This is a genomic window from Shewanella sp. 2_MG-2023, assembly GCF_030548905.1.
Lineage (GTDB): Bacteria > Pseudomonadota > Gammaproteobacteria > Enterobacterales > Shewanellaceae > Shewanella > Shewanella electrodiphila.
The window spans coordinates 23969-49074 of record NZ_JAUOSO010000010.1; the positions used below are offsets into that span (position 1 = coordinate 23969).

Genomic DNA, 25106 nt, shown 5'->3' on the forward strand with positions numbered 1-25106 from the left:
GGATTCTATTATGGCTAAATCACTATCTTTACCCGCAAGCGCAACCAAAACAGACACACTGCAATGGCGCGCTTATTTCGAGATGACCAAACCTAAAGTCGTCGCGCTGATGCTACTGACGGTATTGGTCGGTATGTGCTTAGCACTGCCTGGCGCTGTACCGCTGCAACCACTTATTTTTGGCATGATTGGTATAGCCATGATGGCAGGCGCAGCAGCAGCTTATAATCATCTCATTGATCGCCGTATCGATGGTTTAATGGCACGTACCTACAACCGTCCTTTACCAAAAGGAAAAGTGTCTGCAATTAAAGCAATGACCTTTGCCACCTCTATTGGCTTAGGTGGATTTATTATTTTATACGCTTTAGTGAATCCATTAACTGCATGGCTAACTTTTGCTAGTTTAATTGGCTATGCAGTGGTGTATACCGCCTATTTAAAACGCGCGACACCGCAGAATATTGTCATTGGTGGGTTAGCTGGTGCCATGCCACCACTATTAGGCTGGACAGCTGTGACCAATGAACTGCATGGTAATGCACTGTTATTAGTGATCATCATTTTCACTTGGACACCACCACATTTTTGGGCTTTAGCGATTCATCGTAAAAAAGAGTACGCCAAAGTCGATGTGCCAATGCTACCTGTAACCCACGGAGTAGAGTTCACTAAAACCTGTATTTTGCTATACACATTATTGCTAGCAATAGCCTGTTTATTACCTGTGCTTGTTGGTATGTGTGGCCCAGTTTATTTAGTGGGTTCCACCATTTTAAGTTGCGGGTTTATCTACAAAGCATGGCAACTTAAATATCATGACAAACCAGGGCTGGCGATGGATGTATTTAAGTTCTCTATCTACCACTTAATGATTCTGTTTTTGGTGTTACTTGTCGACCATTACCTTTGGGTCAATTAATGACAGTATCAGTGAGCAGTAGAGGGGAAGGAATGTGAAAAAGATAATCGCACTGGCTGTGATGATGTTAGGTTTAGGGGTGGCGGTAGCGGTTAATTTTTTGCAGCCTAAGCCGCTTGAACTTGCCAGCAGTTATATGTTCGACCAACCAAGAGCATTAGCGCCATTTACTTTGCATGACCAACTGGGCAATGAGTTTACTAATCAGCAACTACTAGGCAAATGGAGTTTAGTATTTGTCGGATTTACCTCATGCCCTGATGTTTGCCCAACCACACTGAATAAGCTCAATGCTGCTTATACTGAACTGCAATCAGTATCAGACGATATTCAGGTGGTGTTTGTGTCGGTGGACCCAGACAGAGACTCGCAAACCAAGCGCTTAGATTACATCAACTTTTTTAATAAAGACTTTAAAGCAGTCACCGCTGAACATGCACAGTTATTCCCGTTTACCAGAGACTTAGGTTTTGCCTATGCCATGGTTGGAGATGGCGATGACTATCAAGTCGACCACAGTGCTAGTTATGTTTTAGTCTCACCCCAAGGGGAAAAATACGCTGTGTTTAAACCCAAACAACAACCAGGGAAAATTCCACAGATTTTAAATAAAGAGCTGGTTGCGGATCTAAAGCAGATCATTGAAAGTGCTTAAGATTTTTATATAGGTATTGGAAATATAACAAAGCCTCAATATGAACATATTGAGGCTTTTTGATGGGCGGTGGTTTTGAGCTTACTAAAACTTCAAACTAATAAATGCGTTTCCTCAAAAGTTGATTGTATCTATTCGTTCTCTCAATTCTCGTGATTTTATGTGAACCACAATCATTGCGATAAAAAAGTAAGCCATAAAGAAAGAAAACAGAGAAGTATAAAAAATATCGCCACTTGAAATAGCTGAAGTTAAACTTAGTGACATTGCAAAAGTCATCAAAATATACCGCCAATATTGAATTTTAACCTCATAAGCATTTGAGGCAATATTGTGAACGACTAATACGGGCATAGTGAGCTTTGAAAGGCTTATAGAGATTCTATTATTATGTATTTGAGCCTTAAAACCATCACCCAATAATTCTTCGAGTAATTTGTTCATAAAAATTCCTTTTAAACGAATAACATCCTGTTAATGAGTAAAATTTAGTTGGCTATAAAAAGTTTACACTGCCTCCAAATTTTATAACTTATTGTTTTTTATACCTTACAACCTACTTTACTTTTAGTATCTAAAATGAACGCCGCATAAGATGGAAAACCAGCTAATTTAATTACCGCTTCGGGGTTATTCTTAGAAAAAATATTATTTTCATCAATACTCTTATCAAACATTAAGCATGATTCATTTACTTTACCTGCTTTGGAGTAGGTAAAGCCCATAAGTAGATATATGTTAGTTAAAGAATCGTGTTCTTTATTCTCAATATACACTTGCTCTGTTCTTTTGAAATACTCTATTGATTTTGAATATCTATTTTCATAGGTAACACCTGGTTCCAGAAAACCTTTTTCTATGTACCTTGATTGATATTTATTAACTGCATGAGAACTAAGAAACAAACCATATACTCTATTAAATTCAGCTAAACCAATATTATTATTCTCTTTTATGTAAATTTCCTTGGCTTCATTTAAGAGTTTCTCCGCAGGTAGAGCTCTATATTTTTCTTCAAATAACCATTTAGCTTGTGCTACCTTTTCGTCAGGATTATTTGTAGTTGGAACTAAAGCTGCGGAACAGGCGCTTAAACTAGCAACCCAAAGAATTATTGTTATTATGCGCATATCAGTCCTTAAAAATATAACGCTCCGCTCAGCGGAAGCAGTTTGGTTGGCTAAAATCAGCGAGGCACGAGCGATAGCCAACCAAACGATCGCGATCCGCCTGCAGCGGCTTGTTATGTGTGTACACGCCAATAAGCATGGCTACCAAAAACCTCTACGCTTCCAAAATTGCCAGCCAGATGGAATCCTCCCGGTATCTTAGAGAATTCGTCAATGTTGCCGTAGTCAGTTGAGCCGTCAGGGTCAACACAGCCTTCCACTGACTCCATGTCAGATAGCCCTGTTATTTGTTTACATCCACTAATCACAAGGGTAAGACGACGGTAGCATGTGTACTCATTGGGTTCGGGATCAAGATACCATTCGGACTCGGGCTAAATGCTAGTCTCGAGCTCAATTTGCAATTCATCATCCACAAGTTTCCACGACATCACGAACGAATCATTTAGGTCTATCCCGCGAAACATATCTATTTGACGCCAATCCATGTCGCCTCACACATAACAGTATATTAGGCTGAATTCCGAATAAGAACGGTCTTAATAAGAACAGGTCGCCAGTACTTTAATCACTCAAGACTAACAGTAAACCAGTGTATCAACAATGAGTTATAACGTAGAAACAACTCATTCCTAGTTTCTCCGTCTGAGTGAAACAAAAAACTGTCATCATTGCATAAATTGCAATATTCACGCAGAAAGAGAAGTCACTATACTCCGGCCTAAATGATAATTCGGGGCAAAGATGAACTAGCTTTTAAATTTGTAAAACGCATTCTTGATTATAATCATCAATCCCAAAGTACATTTCCAAACTTCGTTTGAATTAGGGTCAAGGTCGTGGCGCTTCGCCCACACCAGACTAAAAGGGAGTGAACTGCGACTCCCTCTTAGAACACCCCGCAGCTCCGACGAAATTTAAACCGCAAAATTTCCAGCGGAGAATCATCTAGCGTTAACATTCTTTTGTAGTCTTCTTCGGCAAGCTGCAAAAATCACTAACGCTTACGATGGGGCGTCCCTTCCCCTCGAAAGCTAGCCAGACATCCATGTCTGGACTCACGTAATTTTTTTGCTTTCCTCAATTCAAATTGAACATTTATGCTTTAAAAAGAATTTATCTAGCCATGACAAATGAATATGCAGGCACAATGATCTCCGTTGGAAGTGTCCGAATGCGTTGAGCTAATTTGCGTGATGGAGGCAGGACGCCGACATAGCCTCAGATTGAGCCAAGGATGGCGAATCTGAGGCGTTAGAAAATTCGCTCATTTAGCGTGAGGAACAACACTTCGTCGGAGCGGCAAGGGATGTCGAGAAGGGAAATGCTGTTGTTTCCCTTTCGTCGCTCTTTACAAAAGATGTGGGCGAAGCGCCACGATCTTGAGTTGCCATAAACATAAAAGTTTAGTTTGTTCTAACCAACTTACAATTAGTTGGGTCAGAGTCTGACGGCTCCTGACTATCAAGTCGACCACAGTGCTAGTTATGTTTTAGTGTCACCCAAAGGGGAAAAATACGCTGTGTTTAAACCCAAACAACAACCAGGAAAAATACCACAGATTTTGAATAAAGAGCTGGTTGCTGATTTGAAATTGATTATTGAAAGTGCATAGTGTTTTTTGATTAGAAATTGGATTATGACAAAGCCTCAATATGAACATATTGAGGCTTTTTGATGGGCTCATATATGAGATAGCAATTAAAGGTTTAATCCTTTGATTGTCGTTTGTCGCAATCCACGACTAAATAAACTCTATTAAGCCATTAGGATAATAAGCTAAAGTTGTATCCTACTTTTTCGCCACATTCTGTCGAAAACAATCATACAGATGAGAGATAAAATTAAAAATACCCCCATTTGCTCAGAAAAAGGAACAAATCTTGGTGAACTATTCATAGCGGTATGAAGCAAAACCACCATCAATAGGTTTCCCCCTGTACGGTTATATAGCCATGTAAAAACAATACCCAACATTATACAAGCGCCTGCTTTAGCAAAAACCATTTCAGGCGGATCACTATATTGCCCGATAACGAATAATGGGAAATGCCATAAACCCCAAGCAATACCGATAAATACCGAGCTGAGAAGTGGACTAAATCGTTGCTGTAAACGCGGTAACATCCACGCTCGCCAACCTGCCTCTTCGCCAATAGCGACCACCAAAAATGTGAGCAATATTGAACGTGCGGTGTATAAAACCCAAGTCTGCAACTCTAAATTATGCTCAACTGCCTCTGCCTGTATCTTTTCTCCAGTCATGCTAGCCATTAACACACCTAACATCATCCATACTGAAGGGAGCAACAAAGCGATTAACCACCACTTAATCGATACACGCCACTCGCTCACTGAACTTAATGCTTTTGAACGACTAACAGCCAAAGAGGCGATTACAAAGCTCCCAATTACTGCAGACACTATTACACCTAGGATTCCTGTAACAGAAATGCCAGCAGGTCTAGCCTGAGAAAGTTTTTCAGCTGTAATGCCATCACCAGTTAGCAGTATTGAAAAATACAATCCAAACAACAATGCGAAAAAAGCACTAAACCATAACAACCACTTTTTACTTCCAATGTCAGCTCCATGACCACATAGCTGGTTCATAAAAATGGCTGCTAATGCAGGCCCGAAACCTGCACCAACATATATTCGCCCTAACGACCAATCAGAACCTGCAAAGAAAGGAACGGTAAACCAAATTGACCAGGTAAATCCAAAGCAAAGAATCAGAAAAGCACTAATAGGGTACCTTTCTCCAAACGTCTTCAATATTTTCATTGTTAAATACTCATATTTAAGAACTAGAATTTAACTTTTCTCGTTAAATTGAAACCAGCATAGACTTAGCAAATCTTGCATGCAGTTTTCCGATAGTTTTTGCTGCATGTAACGACAGCATTAAACCGATAAGACTAAGAGGGGTGGAAATAGGGAGCCAGTACCAATTAATATCAATACTCAAAGAAGGGTTTATCGTATTGATCAATGGGTCAATAACTGGCGATAACAATAGCAAAATTGAAAATACTGCTGGTAAAACGAAAATGGTGAAATACAGTAAAGATAATGGTAACTGAAGCAATAGGTACAATATCGAAGTCCAATTTTCACGATTTTTAATTAAAGCTATAACCCCTTTTAGAGACTTGAACTGAGATAGGTTGTGCAGAAATTTAGGCCTACGTGGCATACGCTCACCTAATAACGGCTCAATTAATCGCCCTTCAAATAATGAGAAATATCGCATTGAGTTGATGAAAAAAATAAATACCGGTATGCCAATCAATACAAGGGATGCAACGGCGCTACTTAGCCCAACCAATAACACCCAAGCTATATAGACCATAGATAATGGGAAGCTAATAAAATAGTAAATAAGCGCTTTAAAGGCCGCAGTATCTTTTAATATCGAGAAAATTGAACCGGATTGAACATTTGATTGATACTCTTTTCTACCATTAAATGCCAAATCAACAGTTAACTCCATGTCACAGTAATGCTGAGCAATAACTTGCGGAGTACCATAATCTTGGATGATATCCAGCATAGGATTGGCTTTATTACTTGATTCTAATAGTGCTGCACGAAAGTGACTTTCCGCGTCAAATTTAGCATCTTGTACTAATGATAAATCTTGATTGTGTAATGCGGCACTTAACTCACGTAAATAATGTTGAATATCCTTTTCGATAGCTTTATTTGACTTCATCGTTTCCATTTGATTTGCCTGTAATTATTTGATTTACAAAAAGCTGAGTGCGTTGCCAAATCTGCAACCACTCTTCTAATACTTTTTTGCCCAATATTGAGATAGTGAAGTACTTCCTAGGAGGTCCGCTTTCAGAAGGGAGTACCTGACTTTCCAATAAGCCTTTAGCCTCCATATTCCGCAGCACAGGATAGATAACTCCTTGCTTGTCAGTATTAGAGTGACCTAAAAGTTTGGAAATCTGATATCCATAAAGTGGTTTATCTGAGTTGTTCAATATACTCAGCAGCACAAGTGCAGAAGTGCCTGAGTTGAGTTCTTTACTAAACTTTTTAACCAACAGATCAACGGCTTCTTCATGCTCTTTGATATCTTTTTTGTCAATTCCATTCACGTAACAACCACTAGTGTTTAGTTAATACTAGTGGCACAATATCACTAGTGTTAACTAAATACTAGTGATATCTTTTAAGCTTAAGCATTTGGAACTTACCTATACTTAATGAAACCCTAATACCGCTTATTCAACTTTGATTTCCAAACTTCATTTGGATTAGGATCAAGGTCGTCATATGGTCATCAATCCCAAAGTACATTTCCAAACTTCGTTTGGATTAGGATCAAGGTCGTGGCGCTTCGCCCACACCCGACCAAAAGGGTATCAACAGCAATACCCTCTTGGAACACCCCGCTGCCCCTACGAAATTTTCCGAAAAGCGAAAGATTTCAATGGGGACTTTCATAGCGTTAAACCTTATCTGTAGCCCGCTTCGGCAAGCTGCAACTTGGGTTTAGTGAAGCTCTAACGCTTACGATGGGGCGTCCCTTCCCCTCGAAAGCTAGCCAGACATCCATGTCTGGACTCACGTGATTTTTTTGCTTACCTCAATTCAAATTGAACATTTATGCTTTAAAAAGAATTTATCTAGCTATGACAAATGAATTTGCAGGTTCAATGATCTCCGTTGGAAGTGTCCGAATGCGTTGAGCTAATTTGCGTGATGGAGGCAGGACGCCGACATAGCCTCAGATTGAGCCAAGGATGGCGAATCTGAGGCGTTAGAAAATTCGCTCATTTAGCGTGAGGAACAACACTTCGTCGGAGCGGCAAGGGATGTCGAGAAGGGAAATGCTGTTGTTTCCCTTTCGTCGGGTGTGGGCGAAGCGCCACGATCTTGATTAGCTTTTGATTTCAATGTAGGAAAATACGTAGTCGGGTGTCGGTAGAAAACCCACGTTTTTTTATCTACACCAAACGAAGTTTGGAAATCAACAAAACATCAAACCAAAAGATTATTCTTTTGGCCAACTTCCATCATTATTGGGTCTCACCCAAGCCTGCGAAAACCAATAATAGCCTTTCTGAGTTTTACTCGGTGCGGTGCAATTATAACGGCTACGCCCTGCGGGTAAATTCGCTGGCGCTTGAATGCTAAACTCTGTTTCAGTCAACCACGTTGGCTTTTTCGCGCCTTGTCCCTGAACAAAACACATCACTTGATGTGGGTAAATATCAGTGATATCTAACTCGACTTTTAACTCAGGTCGCCAATCCCCAGAAGTTAATAATGGATCAGTGATATTTTGCTTAACCACTGGCATGTTCAGGCTGGTAAATTTAACTTTTAAACTATCCAAATCCGCATAAGCCCCTGCAACAGGAAAACGGGGTAATGCCGTCAGTATCGAGTACTTACCCGCAGCGCCAGACTGTTGCCCTAAACCAATAAAGTCATGCTGTTTAAGAATATCTTCAACATCCGCATTATATTCACCATAAGGGTAAGCCAGCATGCGTACGCTTTGCCCCGTATGCTTTTTAATTTCAGCTTCGGTATCCAGTAAATTCTTTTCGATGCGAGTTAACCATTGCTGGCGGGTTTCACCGTCTAATTTACGGTTGAGGTGTTCGTGGGCCCAGCTATGGTTGGCAATCGTCGCACCATTTTGAGCAAGTTGATTAATGTCATCCCAGCTCATCATCCCAGCATAACCTTTTTCAATGGGTTCAACCGAGACAAACAAGGTATATGAAAAGTTATGCTTGGCTAAAATGGGCGCGGCTGCAGCTGCAATACTGTCGTATCCATCGTCAAAGGTAATCACGATACTTTTGTCAGCCATGGGTTTATCTTCTTTTATGGCATCCACCGCCTCTTGCAAGCTAATGATGGTAAACTCATTATCAGCAAGATATTGCATTTGCTCTTCAAATTGCGCCGGTGTCACACTCGTGCTGGCAGGCGTTGTTTCTGATACATGATGATATTGCAAAATCACCACTGCACTGGCATTAAACGAGAATAAGCAGATTAATCCCAAAAGACTTTGTTTTAACATAAGATTCCTATGTCCATAAAAGCATTACTATTTAACAGCCAAAAAAACCGTCAGCTATTTGCGTTAGCATTGCCGATGATTTTATCCAATATCACTATCCCACTATTAGGTTTAGTCGATACCGCTGTCATTGGTCATTTAAGTGAAGCCTATTACTTAGGCGGTGTGGCATTAGGCAGCACAATTATTACCTTAATTGTGTGGCTATTGGGCTTTTTGAGAATGTCGACTACAGGTCTTGTCGCCCAAGCATATGGCGCTAATGATACCGTAACTCAGAAAAAATTGCTGGTGCAAGGTTGTAGCCTAGCATTGATATTTGGATTTAGCGCAATCATCTTACAGCAGCCATTGCTTGAATTCGCCATGTCTCTTAGCCAAGCCAGTGAAGAGGTAAAGCACTTTTGCAGCGAATACGTCAACATCCGTATTTGGTCGATTCCATTCGCATTAGTGAACTTAGTCTTGTTGGGTTGGTTGCTCGGCAGGCAAGCGCCTAAAGCTGCTATGTGGCAACTTATCATTGCCAACATCGTTAATATTGTTTTGGATGTAGTGTTTGTCATCGGTTTTGAATGGAACGTAAAAGGTGCCGCTTTAGCCTCGGTCATCGCAGATATTTGTGCGTTCACTGTCGCAGCGGTGATTGTTAAACGTGCCCTTTATCAGCAAAGTGATTTTAATCTCGGTAAGCTATTCATCCACCTAAGCTATAAAGGCTACTCGCAACTGCTTAAACTTAACCGTGACATTTTTATCCGCAGTTTATGCCTGCAAGCGAGCTTTACCTTTATGACCTTTTACGGCGCAGGCTTAGGCGATGACATCATTGCTGCTAATGCGGTGTTGTTAAACTTACTCATGCTCATCTCTTACGCCCTAGATGGCATAGCCTATTATGCTGAGGCTGAAGTCGGCCGCGCAGTCGGTCAGAAAAACCTCCCCTTACTGCATGAGTCGGTGCTCTTAGCTGGCTATTGGTCTGCATTATTCTCAGTGGGATTTTGCTTGTTATTCTATTTTGGTGGAAGTGGCATTATTAGCTTACTTACCAGTATCGAAATCGTGCAACAGCAAGCTAATATGTACCTTATTTGGTTAGTGTTTATGCCTTTATTGGCATTCGGATCTTATTTGTTTGATGGTGTCTATATTGGCGCCGCTCAAGGTAGAGCAATGCGAAACAGCATGATTATTGCCACTTTCGTGGTGTTTTTTCCTTGCTGGTATCTATTACAAGGTTACGGTAATCACGGTTTATGGGCGGCAATGAGCGCCTTTATGCTGTGCCGCAGCGCCTCACTTGGACTCCATTACAAGTACAGTCAGGCTTTTAAGCAAATATAACCATTACATAGGTTTAGCATTAGTAAAATTGGCTTTATCCATCTTTTTACTGATAACATGTGTGCAACATGTTTATGTTCAACACGGAAAGTTTGGATGAAAAGGATTTTACTTATACTAACAGCATCAATCTTGCTGTTATCTTCACTGACATCATTTGCAAAAAATCAGCAACTACCTGTTGAAGCGTTTGCCAGTATTCCTGATGTCAGTCATGTCACTATCTCTCCTAATGGTACTAAAATTGCTTCTTTAGTTCGTTCTGAAGCTAAAGGAATGGAAGGCACATTAGTCAATATTCTAGATATTGATACTCGTGAATCTTCTTACCCCATTCAAACGGACAATGAAAAATTTGTCATTTTATCCATGAGCTGGGCAAATGATGATTTACTACTCATAAAAGCTAAGTTTCCCGCTGTTCGTTTCGGTACCCCAACCACAGAAACTCGCATTATTAAGTATTCCCTGAGTAAGAAAAACACCTCTAATTTACTAAGTCGTTTTGGACTTAAAAAGTTTAAATGGATGCCACAAATCCAATCAAATATTATCGACTACCTTCCCGATGACGACAAATACTTGTTACTGGGTACTAATGGCATTGGTAATAAAACTCAATTTGAGTCGGTCATCAAAGTTAACTTAAATAACGGCAATATACGTTTTGAACAACCTGCTGAAGCAAACGTTACAGACTGGATAACAGATAGGCAAAATAGAATTCGAATCGGCATATACCGTAAAGAAACCAAATACCGCATTTATGAACAAGAAGATGCCCATAAAGATAGAAGAATTCTATGGGAGTTTGAAGCTTTCGAGGAAGATCAAGTTTGGCCAATGGGCTTTGCTCAGGATAAAAACATCCTCTATGTTCAGGCTTATCATGAAGGTTTTGAAGCAATCTTCAAGGTTGATTTACGCGACCCTGAGCTTGCTAAAGAATTAGTATTCAGTAAAGAGTTTAACGACGTCGAAGGCTCACTCATTTATTCAAAACTCAAGCAAAAGGTTATTGGTATTGATGATGGGGATGAGTCTGAATATACCTTTTGGGATAAAGAATATATCGGCCTCGTTAATGGTCTAAACAAAGCACTGCCTGAATACCGTAATTATATAACCCAGTTTAGTGATAATGAGCGTCGTTACATTGTGTATTCAACCAACTCAAAAGAAGCTGGCACTTATCTATTTGGTGACCGCGATGCAGGAAAGCTATTCCCAATTGCTTATCGATATAAAAAACTAACACCTGATTTATTGGCTAACACCCAAACCTTATCGTACAAAGCTAGAGATGGTTTAGAAATCCAAGCTTTCTTAACCACACCGTTAGATAAAGAAGCTAAACAGCTACCAACCATTATCTTCCCCCATGGCGGTCCAATTAGCTATGACTCCAATAGCTTTGACTACTGGACTCAGTTTTTAGCCAACAGAGGCTATGCAGTCCTTAGAATGAACTTTCGAGGCTCTTCAGGATATGGTTACGACTTCATGAAAGCTGGCTTACAAAATTGGGGGCTTGATATGCAAAATGATGTTGAAGATGGCACTCGCTGGTTAATCGATGAAGGCATCGCCGATCCCAATAAAGTGTGTATTGTTGGCGCCAGTTATGGCGGCTATGCAGCCCTAATGGGAGTAGCCACGACTAAAGATTTATATCAATGTGCGGTGAGTTTTGCAGGCGTTACTGACATTGAGTACTTAGTAAAATCATCCAGACGGTATAGCAACTTTGATATCGTTAAAAAACAAATTGGTGATGACTATGATGCCCTTTATGAGCGTTCACCAGTGAGTAAAGCCAAAGACATCAATGTGCCAGTGTTACTTATTCATGGTGATAAAGACCGAGTGGTTAGAGTCCAGCACAGTGAAGATATGTTTGATGAACTAGAAGACTTAAACAAACCAGTTGAATACATTGAACTTGAAAATGGCGACCATTATTTAAGTAACAATGAGCATCGAATAAAAACCTTTGTCGCCATCGAAGCTTTTTTGCAAAAGCATTTATAGCACTAGCTTGTGTAACACTTGCTCGTAAAGCACTTGCTCGTTTAACTCTTGCTCGTACAGCAATAGCTCGGCTTGAATAGCCATAAATTAATTGCTCTTCGGATGAGAGCTACACTTTTACCCAAACCACTAGGATTATTATGAAACGGATTTTAGCGCTGATTATTTTGTTGTTTATCAGCCAAACGCCCACCGCCAGTGCAACAACACCTCAGCAGCTCCCTGTCGAAGCATTTGCGAGTATTCCAGATGTTAGCACGGTACGATTATCACCTGATGGTAAACAAATTGCCTCATTGATTTTAGATGATAGTGCAGCAGTGCCGCATAAAATTGTGGCTTTGTTTAATATCGAAACCGGCCAATCTCATATTCCAATCAAAAACGATCATGAACGCTATACCATATTCAATTTAGCCTGGGCCAATAATCAAACCATACTCATATCTGCTTTTATCCCCTCAAAACGCTTCGGTAAAGATGCTAATGAGAGTATCTTAATTAAATACAATACCTTAACTGGTGATGTGGGTAGTGTGCTAACTAAAAAAGCGTTAAAACGCTTTGAATCTATCCCTCAATACCAACATGACATTGTCGATATATTGCCAAAAGATCCTGAGCATATTTTACTGTCTGTATCAGGTTTCAGTAAAAGAGTTAACGAACCTACTGTTATCAAAGTTAACTTAATAACAGGCAAAACCACCACTGAACAATATTACCGTGAGCATGTAATTGATTGGATGACCGATCAACAACACAAAGTAAGAATAGCCACTTACCGAGATCCGGATAATACTGAATATAGAACTTATGAACAAAATGAAGCCAATGGAAAATTGCGCTTATTGTGGAAAAATGAAGCCTACTCTGAGGATACCGTTATCCCTATTGGCTTTGATGTTAACCCCAATATTCTATTTGTAAAAGCTTACCATGAAGGCTACTTTGCAGTTTTCAAAGTGGACTTAACTGACCCTAAACTCACAAAAAAGTTAGTCTACAAAGAGGCAAATCATGATGTCGATGGCCGATTAATTCACTCTAAAATTACTCGCCAAGCCATTGGGATTTCAACGGGTATCGATAATGAATACCATTTTTGGGACAAAGATTATCAAAAGCTAGTCAGTGGTATCAAAATGGCGTTACCAGATACTCAGAATTACTTAACTCAATTTAGCCAAAATGAACGTCGTTATATTGTATTTGCCACCAGCCCTACTCAACCAGGGTTATTTCTTTATGGTGACCGCGACGCGCGCCGTTTAGAGGTTATTGCCAGCAAATATTCTCAACTCAACCCGCAAGTACTAACTGAACCAAAAGCTATCAGCTACCAAGCTCGCGATGGCTTAACCATCCCTAGCTACCTTTCACTACCAAAAGGCATTGAAGCTAAAAAACTCCCCACCATCATCTTTCCTCACGGTGGACCACAATCTTATACTGGCGACTCATTTGATTATTGGGCGCAATTCTTTGCTAACCGTGGCTATGCCGTGCTGCAAATGAACTTTCGAGGTTCTGCTGGCTATGGTCATCAATTTACCACTGCAGGTTTACAAGGCTGGGGCAAAGAAATGCAAACTGATGTTGAAGATGGCACTCGCTATTTAATCAATGAAGGCATTGCCGATCCAAAGCGAATTTGTATTGCAGGTGCCAGTTACGGCGGTTATGCCGCAATGATGGGCGCGGCAATGACACCTGATTTATATCAATGTGTTATCAGTTTTGCTGGCGTAGCTGACGTGGAGGATTTGGTTAAGTTATCGCGTTTTTACACCAACCATGAAATGACCAAAAAAATCATTGGTGATGACTATAATGCGCTTTATGAACGTTCGCCGATTTATCACGCCGACAAAATTAATGTGCCTATTTTATTAATCCACGGAGACAATGACAAAGTGGTACAAGTGAGCCAAAGCCGCGATATGTACCGCAAGTTAGATGGGCTGGACAAAAAAGTAAAATACCTTGAAATTGATAACGGCAATCACTATCTCAGCAACAATCAGCATCGTCTAATGACGTTTAAAGCGATTGACGAGTTTTTATCTAAAAATCTTTAGCAGTAACGCTGAAAAGTAAACATAAAAAAGGCCCTAACATCATTGCTGACGTTAGGGCCTTTCACTAAAACACGGTATTGCTTAGATTCAAATTCTTAGTTCCAAAACATTAATTTAGAACCTTAGTTCAAACCTTAGTTCGAACCTTAGTCCAAAACATTAATTTAGAACTTTGCTTCGAATGCTAAGCTGAAGTTTCTGCCTTCACCAACAGTAACGTCTGTATTAGTACCACCACCTAAGTAGTCAGTATCAAATAAGTTTTTAACGTTAAAACGCACGCTCATGTCGGTATTTTGTACAGCGAAAGTATATGCTGCACCAAAGTCAAAGCGAACATAGTCATCTTTTACAATGGTGTTTTGGGTATTAGCAAAACGCTCGCCAACGTAGATAGCACCTATGTTCAATGCTAAATCGTCAGTGACTTCGTAACGGGTCCAGATGTTGGCAGACCATTCAGGCGCATCAACAGGCGTTTTACCATCTAGCTGCTCTGTATCTTCGGCACTGGTGATGTATTCTGCATCCAAGTACATCATTGAACTGGTAATAAATACATTATCACTTACTTGACCTTGAGCGCCCACTTCAAAACCACGGTGATGCTGCTTACCGCTTTGTGTGGTGATGTAATCTTTGTCGCCAATCGGTGTGTCAAGTTGCTCTTGAACGGTCACATTAGTCACTGTGGTATCAAATACCGCACCGGTTAGTAATAAGCCGCCATCATAGAGTTCCCACTTAGTACCAATCTCGAATTGCTCACCATATTCAGGTTCAAGATCCATACCGTCATTAACATCATTATCGCTACTTACGATTGACTGAGGGTTAAAACTTTTTGAATAGTTAGCGTAAATACTGCCATTAGCACTTGGTGAATAAATTACACCAAACTTAGGCGATACAGCGTAGCTATTTTCACCTTCGCCATCTTTTTTCTGTTCGTCATAACGTACGCCAGCAAGTACTTGCCACTCATCGTTAATGGTCATTAAATCTTGAACATAAAAACCATAATGCTTGTAGCTTGACTCACTTTTGGTGGTGTCATTGTTGTAATCTAAATCTGGTCTAGGAACACTTTCACCTGGTTTAACCATCTGTGCATCGCCACTGTCTCTCAACTGACCATAGTAGTAATCTAAGATGTTAGCGCCAACAAGTAACTGATGTTCCATGCCAAAAGCATTCACGATGCCAGTAAAGTCCATGTAGGCTGTTTTATGCTGCCAGTCATCATAACGATCAAAGGCTTTGATTTGATAACCATCAGTGGTTGGATCCATGCCAGAAATCATCGTAGGTGATGAATCTAAACGCTGACGAGTAAAGCTTTGGTGGTTATAGCCTGTAGCCAATTTCCAATCATCAGAAATATACCAAGTTAAGTCTGCACCTAAGTTTTCAACGTTGTTATCGGTAAATGCCCATGACATATCCCAAATATCTTCACGGTCACCAACTAAGTCGCCGTTATCATCTAACCAACCGCCTCTGTCGATGCCTGTTTTGTCGTCAGTGTAATCGTACTTAACCGATAACATCACATCTTCATGTAGGTCGAATTCAAGGTTTAAGTAACCTAAAAAGCGATCACGCTCTTGCTCTTGTTCACCATTGCCATCTTGGTATTCGCGCCAGTATTTGGTGTCTTGCTTCACTAACACTGTACGGTAACGAATTGATTCAGCATCATTTAACGCGCCACCCGCATCTAACTGAAAACGTGTAGAACCATTTGCATCTGTATCAAATGCAACGTCAAATAAGTTTTCATAGGTTGGCTTTTTAGTCACCATATTGATTAAGCCGCCAGGACCTGACTGACCATAAAGCATGCTTGATGGGCCTTTAAGCACTTCAACCTGTTGTAGTGTTTCAATCGGTTGCACGTAGTGAGACCACTGCTGCTGACCGTTGATTAAGAAGCCGCTGCCAGAATCAAGTTCAAAACCACGGATGTTGAACACTTGGCGGTTCCACTTTTCACTACCACCGGTAACACTTGAATCATTTACCAATACTTCTGACAGATTTCTTGCTAACTGCTCATCAGTGACAAAATCAGGAATAACGTTAACTGATTGCGGCGTGTCCATTAAATCAATGTCACCACGCATTGCGCCTGAAGAGGTGCCCACTTTGTAGTTATTGAAGTTCATTCCAGTAATTTGAATACGTTCGATGTTAGCAACAAAATCTTGGCTTGATGCTGTTTCATTTGCAGCTTCTTCAGCCGCTAATGATGCTGAGGCTAAACCTACAACAACCGCAAACGCAATAGGTGAAATTTTCATACAAAGTAGACCTTAAATTGGCAATAACCGTTAATGAGACGGATTATCATTTGCGTTTCACTGTTTGTGAAGAGTTTTTGTCAGTTAATGTAAAGAAGTGTGAAGGACTGCACTAATGAGAGTAAATCTCATTACCATCGATGAATAGTTATTGCATATTAACTAAGATTAATGTTAATAAAACTTTTCACTTGTAATAAGCATTCAATTTCAGCCTCTATAACCCCCCCCATCCAAAAAAGATAAAAGCACTACGCAACAAATACTTAACAAAAAGAGCGTTGCTTTAAAACCCATTTAAAACTGAGGTTTCAATCTGTACACTGTGAGTTAACGGTCAAGAAATAACCTGAATAGTTATTCAAATGTTAAAACATTAAGAACTGACTAAATAAGCTAATTTGTGATCTGAATAGCAATAATTTCGAATAAGGCCAGTCTTTACATTTCTTTAATTGTGTAAATAAATGAGATTAATTATCATTCACGAAATTTTTGTTGTCAGCACGAGTTTGTTCAATATCAGCAAACATAATCGTCATGATTTGGTTACGGCCAACTTACACTTAAGAGTTTCAATATGAATGTAGTCCCTGCTTTAAAATGGTTTCATAACTGGGTTGGCTTTGTCATCAGCATTTCAATGCTGATTGTATTAGTCACAGGTGTTTATCTTGGCGGTATGGACATGCTGAAAAGAATGGATGATAAAGGGCAGCAATATGCGCCGCTATCCATTGAACAAAAAGCCTATGTCACTGAGACCTTATTTGAGCGATACCCTGATATGGGGACGGTTCGCTTTCCAACTGAATACTCGCCATATATTGAAGTCGCAACTCGTGGTCAATCGATTGCTTTTGATCAAGACTTGAACGAGCTCTCAACTTATAAAATGAGAGATATTCCGCTTTATAGCACTATGTTTTGGTTACACAGAAATTTCCTGTTAGGTGATTTTGGTAAATACCTGAATGCTTGGGCTTCGATGATTGGTGGGTTAGTCACTTTAGTGGGTATTTACCTTTGGTGGCGAGTACGTAAAACCTTTAGGCTGAAACACTCAATACCAAGTAACACTAAATCAAGCAGCCTGGTAAAAAGTCATATTCAGTTAGGGCTGTTTATCTCAGTACCATTATTCTTATTATGTATCACAGGCTTTTTAATCACTTATAAAGGTTTGTGGATGGATGCATTAAAGCAACCAGCAGCTGAAATACAATATCCTGTTAGCCAAAAAAGTGATTGGCAAAGTCAGCTACAAACCGCACAAGATATGTGGCCAGATTCCAATATGGTTTCGGTGAACAAGCCGCGTAAGCGTAAACCTGAACCAGGTGCAGAAAAACCTAAAGGACCACAAGAGCTGAATTACAGCATCCGTTTTGATACCCACAGCGATGTTTGGTTACGTCAAGCTGACAGCATCACCATGAATTATGAGCAAGGCAAAATACAATCAGCTCTGTTGCACAGTGATCGCCCACTTTCAGGCAAAGTCGCGACATTTGTCAGACCCTTACATGATGCGTTAAATATGCCATTCAAATATGTGGCCTTTATTACTGTTATCGCATTTATCGGTACTGCGATCTTACTATTCAGCGCAGTGACTTTTTACCGCCGCATTTTCAAGAAACGGTCTAAATAAGTCATTTCGCATCAATGCTTTAAGATAAAACTAAAAACGGCTTGCTGAAATCAGCAAGCCGTTTTTATTGAATATCGTATCAAAGTGATTTAGTCATCAATGCCCTATCAAGCCATCAAAAAATGACTCAAGCCTAAGTTTAAGAGTCCTCGATAAAGGCATTCACGGTGCCTTCGATAGAGTCGTAAACAATCTTAATTTCAGCTCTATTTCTTCCCGCTGTATCGCCTAATGTCCTTAATACATAAGTACACTGGGTCGCACCGCTGCCACCGTCTGCAGCATGGCGATATGACTCAAATTCAACATCGTCCGTTGTATTTCTAATAGCAACTGATGGCGGGCTTTCTATCAAAGCATTCCACAAATCGACACAACCGCCTTGCCCTGGCCCTATGTTCACAGGGTTGCCCATAGGGTTACCTTTTCCTGTGCCTAATGGGTAGCCAAAAGTATTCATATCAAGGTCATTATTAGCAAAGTCAGGCAAATCATTCATCGGCTCACTGCCACCAATCAATTGCCAACGAGTGTGAGAAAAAGTCACAGACTGTTCAAATGATGCTGCTATGGCCTGAGCTCGACTTATCTCTGCGTCACGCTTAACATCAATAAACTTACTGACTGCAATAACGGCTAAAATTGCCAATACGATAATCACAACCACAAGCTCAATTAAGGTAAAACCTGTGTTTCGAGTTGGCAGTTTAGAAGGGTAAATATCATTAATCACACCATACTCCTCGGCGTTAGCTTACTTAAGGTATAACACAAGCTTGTTAATAGTACGTTAAACACTAAGCCTAAAGTACTCATTTATTCATCAATACAGGATAAATGTTGGCTATAAAGCTCAGATCAATGAGTCAATAACGGATCTATAGACATAAAAAAACGCAGCTTAACGCTGCGTTTATTATCAGTCATCACACCTTAGTGTTTACTGATAAGAATGTGAACCATGTTGATGATCTGTCACGTCTTTCACGCCAGCTAACTCACCAGGGAACATATCTAATAGCTGCTTCTCGATACCATCTTTTAATGTGATATCAACTTGAGAACAACCATTACAACCACCGCCAAACTGAAGTACAGCAACGCCTTCTTCAGTAATTTCTACTAACATGATGTTACCACCATGGCTTGCTAACTGAGGGTTGATTTCTGATTGAATCACATACTCAATACGCTCTTTTAGTGGTGCGTCAGAAGCCACTTTACGCATTTTAGCATTTGGTGCTTTAAGCGTTAATTGTGAACCAAGTTGGTCAGTCACAAAGTCGATGCTCGCTTCTTCTAAAAATGGTGCACTCTTTTCGTCAACCATGGCACTAAAACCTGTAAACGGTAATTCAGTATCATCAGCTTCAACAGCATCTGGTGGACAGTAAGATACACCGCACTCTGCTTGAGCGGTACCTGGACTGATGACAAACACACGGATATGAGTGCCTTCAGGTTGATCGGCCAGTAATTTTACAAAATGAGCCTGAGCCGTATCAGTAATGTTGATCATAAAAACTGCTCCGTTGGGTAGTACTTGAGTAAGCATTAACTTAATTAAGAACTGACTTAAATAAGGTAGTACTTGAGTAATTTAGTAGGTTTAGCGACATGATACTCTTAGTTGCCTCTGCTTTATAGTCCTGCATCAAGCAAGTGTGACAAAAAATAGTCTCTTTGTGTCGGTTTTTAATGGAGATTTAAGACTAATCACTTTATTGTTACCCTACGGTTTTCTTTTTATGATCTTGTTTCTCATATGATTAGCTTACATGCCTTGCTCGCTCGTTTTTCAGTTAGAACGCTGATGACATTTTTTATCTGCATGCCTTTTATGGCATCTGCTAGTGATATTTCTGCTGACAATACCCGTATTGAACAAGCTTTACTCACTGAGGATATCAATACTCATTTAACTCAACCTGCAGAGTATTTAGGTTACCCATTGGGTGAATGGCATTTACGCCATGATCAGATTAATCACTACCTGCAACTACTGGCAAGTGAAAGCGACCGAGTATCTTTAGATTCAGCAGGTTATAGTGAAGAACGCCGCGAGCAAATCACAGCGGTGATCACCTCTGAAAAAAACCAGAAAAACCTTGCCGACATCATCGAATATCGCAGTAATATTAAATACGGCACCATGCAAACCAACCGCACTAATCAAAATCCATTGGTCGTGTGGCTGGCGTACTCTATTCATGGTGATGAAGCCAGTGGCGCTCATGCCGCATTGGCATTAAGTCACTACCTAGCTGCGGCTAATACGCCTTGGGTAAAAGAGTTACTCGACGATACCGTCATTTTACTTACTCCAACCCAAAACCCTGATGGTTTTGACCGCTTTTCAAATTGGGCCAACAATAATAAAGGCCAAGTCATTGTTACTGATAATAATCACCGTGAACATAATCAAGACTGGCCAGGTGGACGTTTTAATCACTATTTAGCTGATTTAAACCGCGATTGGCTTTTCTTGCGCCACCCTGCATCTCAAGGTCGCGTGGCTTTTTTCCATAAATGGCAGCCCCACTATGTAGGTGACTTCCATGAAATGTGGCATCAACAGTCGTACTTTTTCCAACCTGGAGTACCTGACCGCGTTAACCCATTAACCAAACCTGCCAATCAAGCATTATCAAATGAGCTGGCAGCGTTTCATCGCCAAGCTTTAGATGAAGTCAAACAAGTGTATTTTAGCGGTCAAATGTTTGATGACTTCTTTTACGGTAAAGGCTCAACCTACCCTGATATCAATGGCGCTGTCGGTATCCTATTTGAACAAGCCAGCTCACGCGGCCAAGCCCAAGACTCACCCAATGGTGTGGTGACTTTAGCTGAGAGTATTGATAACCAATTTGCGACCTCTATTTCTAGCCTAAAAGGTGCGCACGCATTACGTAAAAAGTTGATGAAGTATCAAACTGACTTCTTCTCAAGCAACATCAAGCGTTATCGAGAAGGTAAACAGTCTGGCAGATTAGTCAAAGCCCATGGCGGCGCAACGCATATCAATGAGTTGGTGAGCATATTAGCCCAGCACAAAATTAGCGTTAAATACCTGAACACTGTCATTGAAGATGATGATATTAACTTCACACCTCAAGACAGTGTGTTTATTCCAGATAGTCAGCCGCAACACGACTTATTAGAGGCGTTATTTGATAAAAGAACCGAGTTTAAAGATGAAACCTTTTACGATATTTCGACCTGGAATTTTGAATCAGCCTTAAGCTTAAGTTTGATCAAAAAAGCCAAACCCAGTGCCAAGTACTTATCAGACAAACCAAACGGCAAGGTAGCCAAAGCAACCTACCCTAAAGACAGCGTGGCTTTGGTGATTGATTGGCAACAAGCTGCGGCGGCTCCATTGCTGCAGCAATTGCTCCAACAAGGCGTAATAGTTAAGTATGCCCAAAAACCATTCAGCCTTAATGTCAATATTGGCAATCGCACAGCTGAAAAACCTCAAACCAGCAAACAAGCCATAAAATTTGTTGCTGGTAGTTTGCAAATCCCACTGAAACAGCAAAATTTCACTGCCATTGAGTTAGCAGAAATCGTGGCAACGCTCGCGCAACAACACCAAGTCGATGTTGTCGCATCTGCCAGTTCACATGCTGCTACAGGAATGGACTTAGGCAGCGATGATTTCATCAAAGTAAAACCCGTAACCCCTTTGATCATCACAGGCGCAGACACCAATGCTTCAGAAACCGGTCAAATGTGGCATTACCTTGATAAGACTCTAGGTATAGCCACAACCATGGTGAATACAGAACGTTTGGTATCACTAGATTTATCGGCATACAGCCATATTTTTATGGCTGATGGGCCTTATCATTTGATCAGCGATGCGACCTCAAGAAAGTTAGGTCAATACGTAACAGAAGGCGGCACCATTGTGGCGCAAAAGCGGGCATTAGTTTGGCTTAATAAGCGTAATATCTCAAATTCTGAACCCAAAACCAGTCGTGAACTGAATAATCTATTCATCACATCGGGTATGGATTATGGCGATCAATCTAAATTAAAAGCACGTCAATCTATCGGCGGCGCGATCGTAGCGTTAAAGCTTGATGCGACTCACCCTATCGCCTTTGGTTTACCTAATCCACTGCCTGTGATGAAAAACCGCGAAATCAGTTTCAACCTCACTTCAACGCCATTTATTGTCGCAGCGAAATATGAGAATGACTTATTGATTAGTGGCTACCTTGCTAATGAATATCAACGCGCATTTGCCAATACCCCTGCGATGATAGTTGAAACCAAAGGTAAAGGTAAAATTGTCGCCCTGGCGGATAATTTATTATTCCGAAACATCTGGCTAGGCTCAGAAAAAGTCTATGCCAATGCACTGTATTTTGTGCCATCACAATAGCCCAAACATTATTTAAGTAACCCTGGTGCTTCAGCTCTAGCTAAGCACCAGCATTGTACATGGACATATTCGGCTGCAAACAATTGGCTTATTTCATTCACTGTGGTGCCAGTAGTGACGACATCATCAATCAATGCGATTCTTTGATAAGGCACTCTTTTAGCAACAGTGTTTGAACTTAAAGTGTTTAAACTTGAAGTGTTTGAACTTGAAGTGTTTAAGCTTGAAGCATTTAAGTTTAAGCTAAATGCCCCCGCGCAATTTAATCGCCTTGCTTTGCCATCTAATCCGGCTTGTGCTTGGGTATCAACATCTCTGACTAGCAAGGCATCATCCATGACAATGCCCAGTTGTTGGCTTAATGCCTTAGCAATTAACCATGCTTGATTAAATCCGCGCGACTTTAAGCGATTGGGGTGCAGCGGCACAGGAATGAGCACTTGTGGTAATTGAATCATATCCCTCGCAACCAAATCCATCACTCGAATAGCCAGCACCTGCACTAACGCCGCTAATGAGGCACATTGTTGTTGATATTTTATCGCTGCAATCAATTCACCTAGCCCTTGATGATAACTGCATGGCGCAATAACCATAATTGGCTCAGTTGACTGACATTGGCCACAATAGCGCTGTAATAACATCATGGCCTTACCGCAACCTAAGCAGACTTCATGCTGATAAAGTCCTGCCACTAAACAGTGCTGGCACACGCCAGAATGCGGTTTCTGCAGATCATACTGCTCAATATCCTGGCTGCATAACATGCAGCGATTAGGGAGATTACGCAAAATTGTATGCTTAACAATGCGAAAGCCTGCATAGCAGGCTTGTCGGAGTTGCCAATCCATATAATATCCTTATCCTGTATGGCAATTAACCCAAACTCAATCTTGAGGAAACCCCGTGCAGTCCAACTTACCTCAGTTACACGTTCACACTGTGGGCGAAGGCCAAGATCTTGTTTTGCTACATGGTTGGGGAGTTAACTCTGCCGTTTTTCATCCATTACAAACGGCGCTTAGTCATTATAGAGTGCATTATGTCGACTTGCCGGGATTTGGTGATAGTGCTGAAAATACTGGAGATATCAATGCGTGGGCAGCACAACTAGCACAGCAATTACCAAAAAATGCTGTGTGGCTTGGTTGGTCGTTGGGCGGCTTAGTCGCCACTCAAATCGCCATAACTTACCCTGAGTCAGTTAAAGCCTTAATCACTGTGGCTTCATCACCTTGTTTCATGGCTCAAGAAGCTATTGTTCAAGAATTTAGTGAACAAGACGTTTTTGCTCAAACGTATAGTGACCAAGATAGGGTTAATCAAGCACCTAAAAACAAAGCGTCATGGCCGGGTATCGCACCTAAGGTGTTAGCGCAGTTTTCTGAGCAACTGCAAATTAACTTAGCCAAAACCGTTGAACGTTTTTTAGCGATTCAAGCCATGGGCAGTGACACTGCTAAAAATGATATTGCCGCGATTAAGAAACTGGTATTAGCCAAACCTTTACCTAGCCAAGTCGTGCTTGATCAAGGGTTAGGGATGCTGCGTACGGTGGATTTACGTTCACAGCTGAGTACTATCCAACAACCATGGTTAAGGATTTGGGGCAGATGTGACAGTTTAGTTCCGAAAAAGATCATCAAACTTTTACCCCAAGCAACAAGTATAGAAGACGTTGTTCACAATAAAGCATCTCACGCACCGTTCATTTCACACCCACAAGCATTTTTAGCTGAATTACTGCCTTGGATCGAAAAACATACAGACTAAGCCTATAAAACCACTTGTAAATTGACTATAATTTAAACGTTATTCGATATTATCAAAGTGAGCTTTATGCTGGTAGTGACCAATTATCCCCAAGTACCGATTGCGACAAGTAATGTTGCAACCGATCTTGCGCGCGCGGATAACCAGCAAGCTAAACCGATATTGCCGCCGCAAGAATTGTCTAAAGCGCACCAAGAGCGCGCTTACAATCAGCAAAATGAGCGTTTAACCCGTCATGAGTTGATCGAGCAAAAGCAGCAGCAAAAACAGTCGACTGAACAGCAGTTAACGCAACAACAGTCTCAACAACAAGCGTTAGGGCCAAAAGGCATTTTTCCGCAATTACTGCGTGTTGCCGCTAACAGTAACCCGACAATCCAACGTCGTGACATTCAACAAAAAAATGCCAGTTCAGCTCCAGTTGAAGTAGATAAAAGCGCCAAACAAGATAACAACCGCACTATCCAAAGCTTATTGTTAAATGAGGCTAATAAAGAGCAGTCAGACGCTTTTTACCAGCAACTCGGCGAGCGTGTCGGCAAGTTTTATCAGCAACAAACCACCCCTTCAGATCACAACCAGCTATTTGCGTTAGTGTAAATAAACCACTATCTATCCGCTAACTAGCCCAGCACTGTTTTATCCTCAAAGTACTTTTATTAACTGTCATTTCATAACTGTCGTTTCATAACTATCACTTCATAACTGACCAATTCATAACTGACCACTTCATAACTGTCACTTCATAACTATCACTTC

At 40.8% G+C, this 25106-nt stretch carries 20 protein-coding genes; 9 read left to right on the forward strand and 11 right to left on the reverse strand.

Annotation, left to right across the window (positions count from 1 at the left end):
- Positions 1 to 10 precede the first annotated feature (10 nt).
- Both cyoE and Q4600_RS11325 read left to right on the forward strand, forming a co-directional pair.
- The gene (cyoE, locus tag Q4600_RS11320; protein WP_229370812.1) at positions 11 to 922 is read left to right on the forward strand and encodes a heme o synthase; all 912 of its coding nucleotides are present in this window, start codon (positions 11 to 13) and stop codon (positions 920 to 922) included.
- Between the two features lie 61 nt (positions 923 to 983).
- Positions 984 to 1577 carry an SCO family protein gene (locus Q4600_RS11325; RefSeq protein WP_303516514.1) on the forward strand — a complete coding sequence of 198 codons (594 nt, stop codon included), beginning with the start codon at positions 984 to 986 and terminating at the stop codon, positions 1575 to 1577.
- A 114-nt stretch (positions 1578 to 1691) separates the two neighbouring features.
- Here Q4600_RS11325 and Q4600_RS11330 read toward each other — a convergent pair whose 3' ends face one another.
- From Q4600_RS11330 to Q4600_RS11365, 7 genes are all read right to left on the reverse strand, one after another.
- Positions 1692 to 2021, reverse strand: coding sequence for a hypothetical protein (locus tag Q4600_RS11330; protein WP_303516474.1), 330 nt, complete (start codon positions 2019 to 2021; stop codon positions 1692 to 1694).
- 98 nt (positions 2022 to 2119) lie between these two features.
- Positions 2120 to 2788, reverse strand: coding sequence for a hypothetical protein (locus Q4600_RS11335; protein WP_303516472.1), 669 nt, complete (start codon positions 2786 to 2788; stop codon positions 2120 to 2122).
- Positions 2789 to 2820: 32 nt separating this feature from the next.
- Positions 2821 to 2976, reverse strand: coding sequence for a hypothetical protein (locus tag Q4600_RS11340; RefSeq protein WP_303516470.1), 156 nt, complete (start codon positions 2974 to 2976; stop codon positions 2821 to 2823).
- Between the two features lie 1510 nt (positions 2977 to 4486).
- Complete coding sequence (locus Q4600_RS11350) at positions 4487 to 5494, reverse strand: CPBP family intramembrane glutamic endopeptidase (protein ID WP_303516468.1); 1008 nt, start codon at positions 5492 to 5494, stop codon at positions 4487 to 4489.
- 43 nt (positions 5495 to 5537) lie between these two features.
- Positions 5538 to 6425: a sensor domain-containing protein gene (locus Q4600_RS11355; RefSeq protein ID WP_303516467.1), complete on the reverse strand. Its 888-nt coding sequence runs from the start codon at positions 6423 to 6425 to the stop codon at positions 5538 to 5540.
- Positions 6412 to 6819: a PadR family transcriptional regulator gene (locus Q4600_RS11360; RefSeq protein ID WP_303516466.1), complete on the reverse strand. Its 408-nt coding sequence runs from the start codon at positions 6817 to 6819 to the stop codon at positions 6412 to 6414. The genes Q4600_RS11355 and Q4600_RS11360 overlap by 14 nt, the downstream gene beginning before the upstream one ends.
- Positions 6820 to 7718: 899 nt before the next feature.
- Positions 7719 to 8765, reverse strand: a complete 1047-nt coding sequence (locus Q4600_RS11365; protein WP_229370808.1) for a polysaccharide deacetylase family protein — start codon at positions 8763 to 8765, stop codon at positions 7719 to 7721.
- A gap of 9 nt (positions 8766 to 8774) precedes the next feature.
- On the opposite strand from Q4600_RS11365, the gene Q4600_RS11370 reads away from it, so the two are divergent.
- From Q4600_RS11370 to Q4600_RS11380, 3 genes are all read left to right on the forward strand, one after another.
- Positions 8775 to 10112, forward strand: a complete 1338-nt coding sequence (locus tag Q4600_RS11370) for an MATE family efflux transporter (protein WP_303516462.1) — start codon at positions 8775 to 8777, stop codon at positions 10110 to 10112.
- Between the two features lie 96 nt (positions 10113 to 10208).
- Complete coding sequence (locus tag Q4600_RS11375; RefSeq protein WP_303516461.1) at positions 10209 to 12143, forward strand: S9 family peptidase; 1935 nt, start codon at positions 10209 to 10211, stop codon at positions 12141 to 12143.
- A gap of 140 nt (positions 12144 to 12283) precedes the next feature.
- Positions 12284 to 14224: a S9 family peptidase gene (locus Q4600_RS11380; RefSeq protein WP_303516459.1), complete on the forward strand. Its 1941-nt coding sequence runs from the start codon at positions 12284 to 12286 to the stop codon at positions 14222 to 14224.
- Between the two features lie 164 nt (positions 14225 to 14388).
- On the opposite strand, the gene Q4600_RS11385 is transcribed toward Q4600_RS11380, so the two are convergent.
- Positions 14389 to 16527, reverse strand: coding sequence for a TonB-dependent siderophore receptor (locus tag Q4600_RS11385; protein WP_303516457.1), 2139 nt, complete (start codon positions 16525 to 16527; stop codon positions 14389 to 14391).
- Positions 16528 to 17107: 580 nt separating this feature from the next.
- Here Q4600_RS11385 and Q4600_RS11390 point away from each other — a divergent pair.
- The gene (locus Q4600_RS11390) at positions 17108 to 18181 is read left to right on the forward strand and encodes a PepSY domain-containing protein (protein ID WP_248956596.1); all 1074 of its coding nucleotides are present in this window, start codon (positions 17108 to 17110) and stop codon (positions 18179 to 18181) included.
- A gap of 139 nt (positions 18182 to 18320) precedes the next feature.
- Here the strand turns inward: Q4600_RS11390 and Q4600_RS11395 are convergent, their stop codons facing one another.
- Both Q4600_RS11395 and nfuA read right to left on the reverse strand, forming a co-directional pair.
- Positions 18321 to 18914 carry a type II secretion system protein gene (locus Q4600_RS11395; RefSeq protein ID WP_303516456.1) on the reverse strand — a complete coding sequence of 198 codons (594 nt, stop codon included), beginning with the start codon at positions 18912 to 18914 and terminating at the stop codon, positions 18321 to 18323.
- Between the two features lie 207 nt (positions 18915 to 19121).
- Positions 19122 to 19700: a Fe-S biogenesis protein NfuA gene (nfuA, locus tag Q4600_RS11400; protein WP_102526169.1), complete on the reverse strand. Its 579-nt coding sequence runs from the start codon at positions 19698 to 19700 to the stop codon at positions 19122 to 19124.
- 294 nt (positions 19701 to 19994) lie between these two features.
- On the opposite strand from nfuA, the gene Q4600_RS11405 reads away from it, so the two are divergent.
- Positions 19995 to 22574, forward strand: coding sequence for a M14 family metallopeptidase (locus Q4600_RS11405; RefSeq protein ID WP_303516454.1), 2580 nt, complete (start codon positions 19995 to 19997; stop codon positions 22572 to 22574).
- Positions 22575 to 22582: 8 nt separating this feature from the next.
- Here the strand turns inward: Q4600_RS11405 and Q4600_RS11410 are convergent, their stop codons facing one another.
- The gene (locus Q4600_RS11410; RefSeq protein WP_303516452.1) at positions 22583 to 23425 is read right to left on the reverse strand and encodes a ComF family protein; all 843 of its coding nucleotides are present in this window, start codon (positions 23423 to 23425) and stop codon (positions 22583 to 22585) included.
- Between the two features lie 55 nt (positions 23426 to 23480).
- On the opposite strand from Q4600_RS11410, the gene Q4600_RS11415 reads away from it, so the two are divergent.
- Together Q4600_RS11415 and Q4600_RS11420 are read left to right on the forward strand one after the other, a co-directional pair.
- A complete protein-coding gene (locus Q4600_RS11415; protein ID WP_303516450.1) occupies positions 23481 to 24347 on the forward strand; it encodes an alpha/beta fold hydrolase in 867 nt (288 codons plus the stop codon).
- 66 nt (positions 24348 to 24413) lie between these two features.
- Positions 24414 to 24947 (forward strand): hypothetical protein, encoded by a 534-nt coding sequence (locus Q4600_RS11420; protein ID WP_303516448.1) that lies wholly within the window; start codon positions 24414 to 24416, stop codon positions 24945 to 24947.
- Positions 24948 to 25106: the final 159 nt, after the last annotated feature.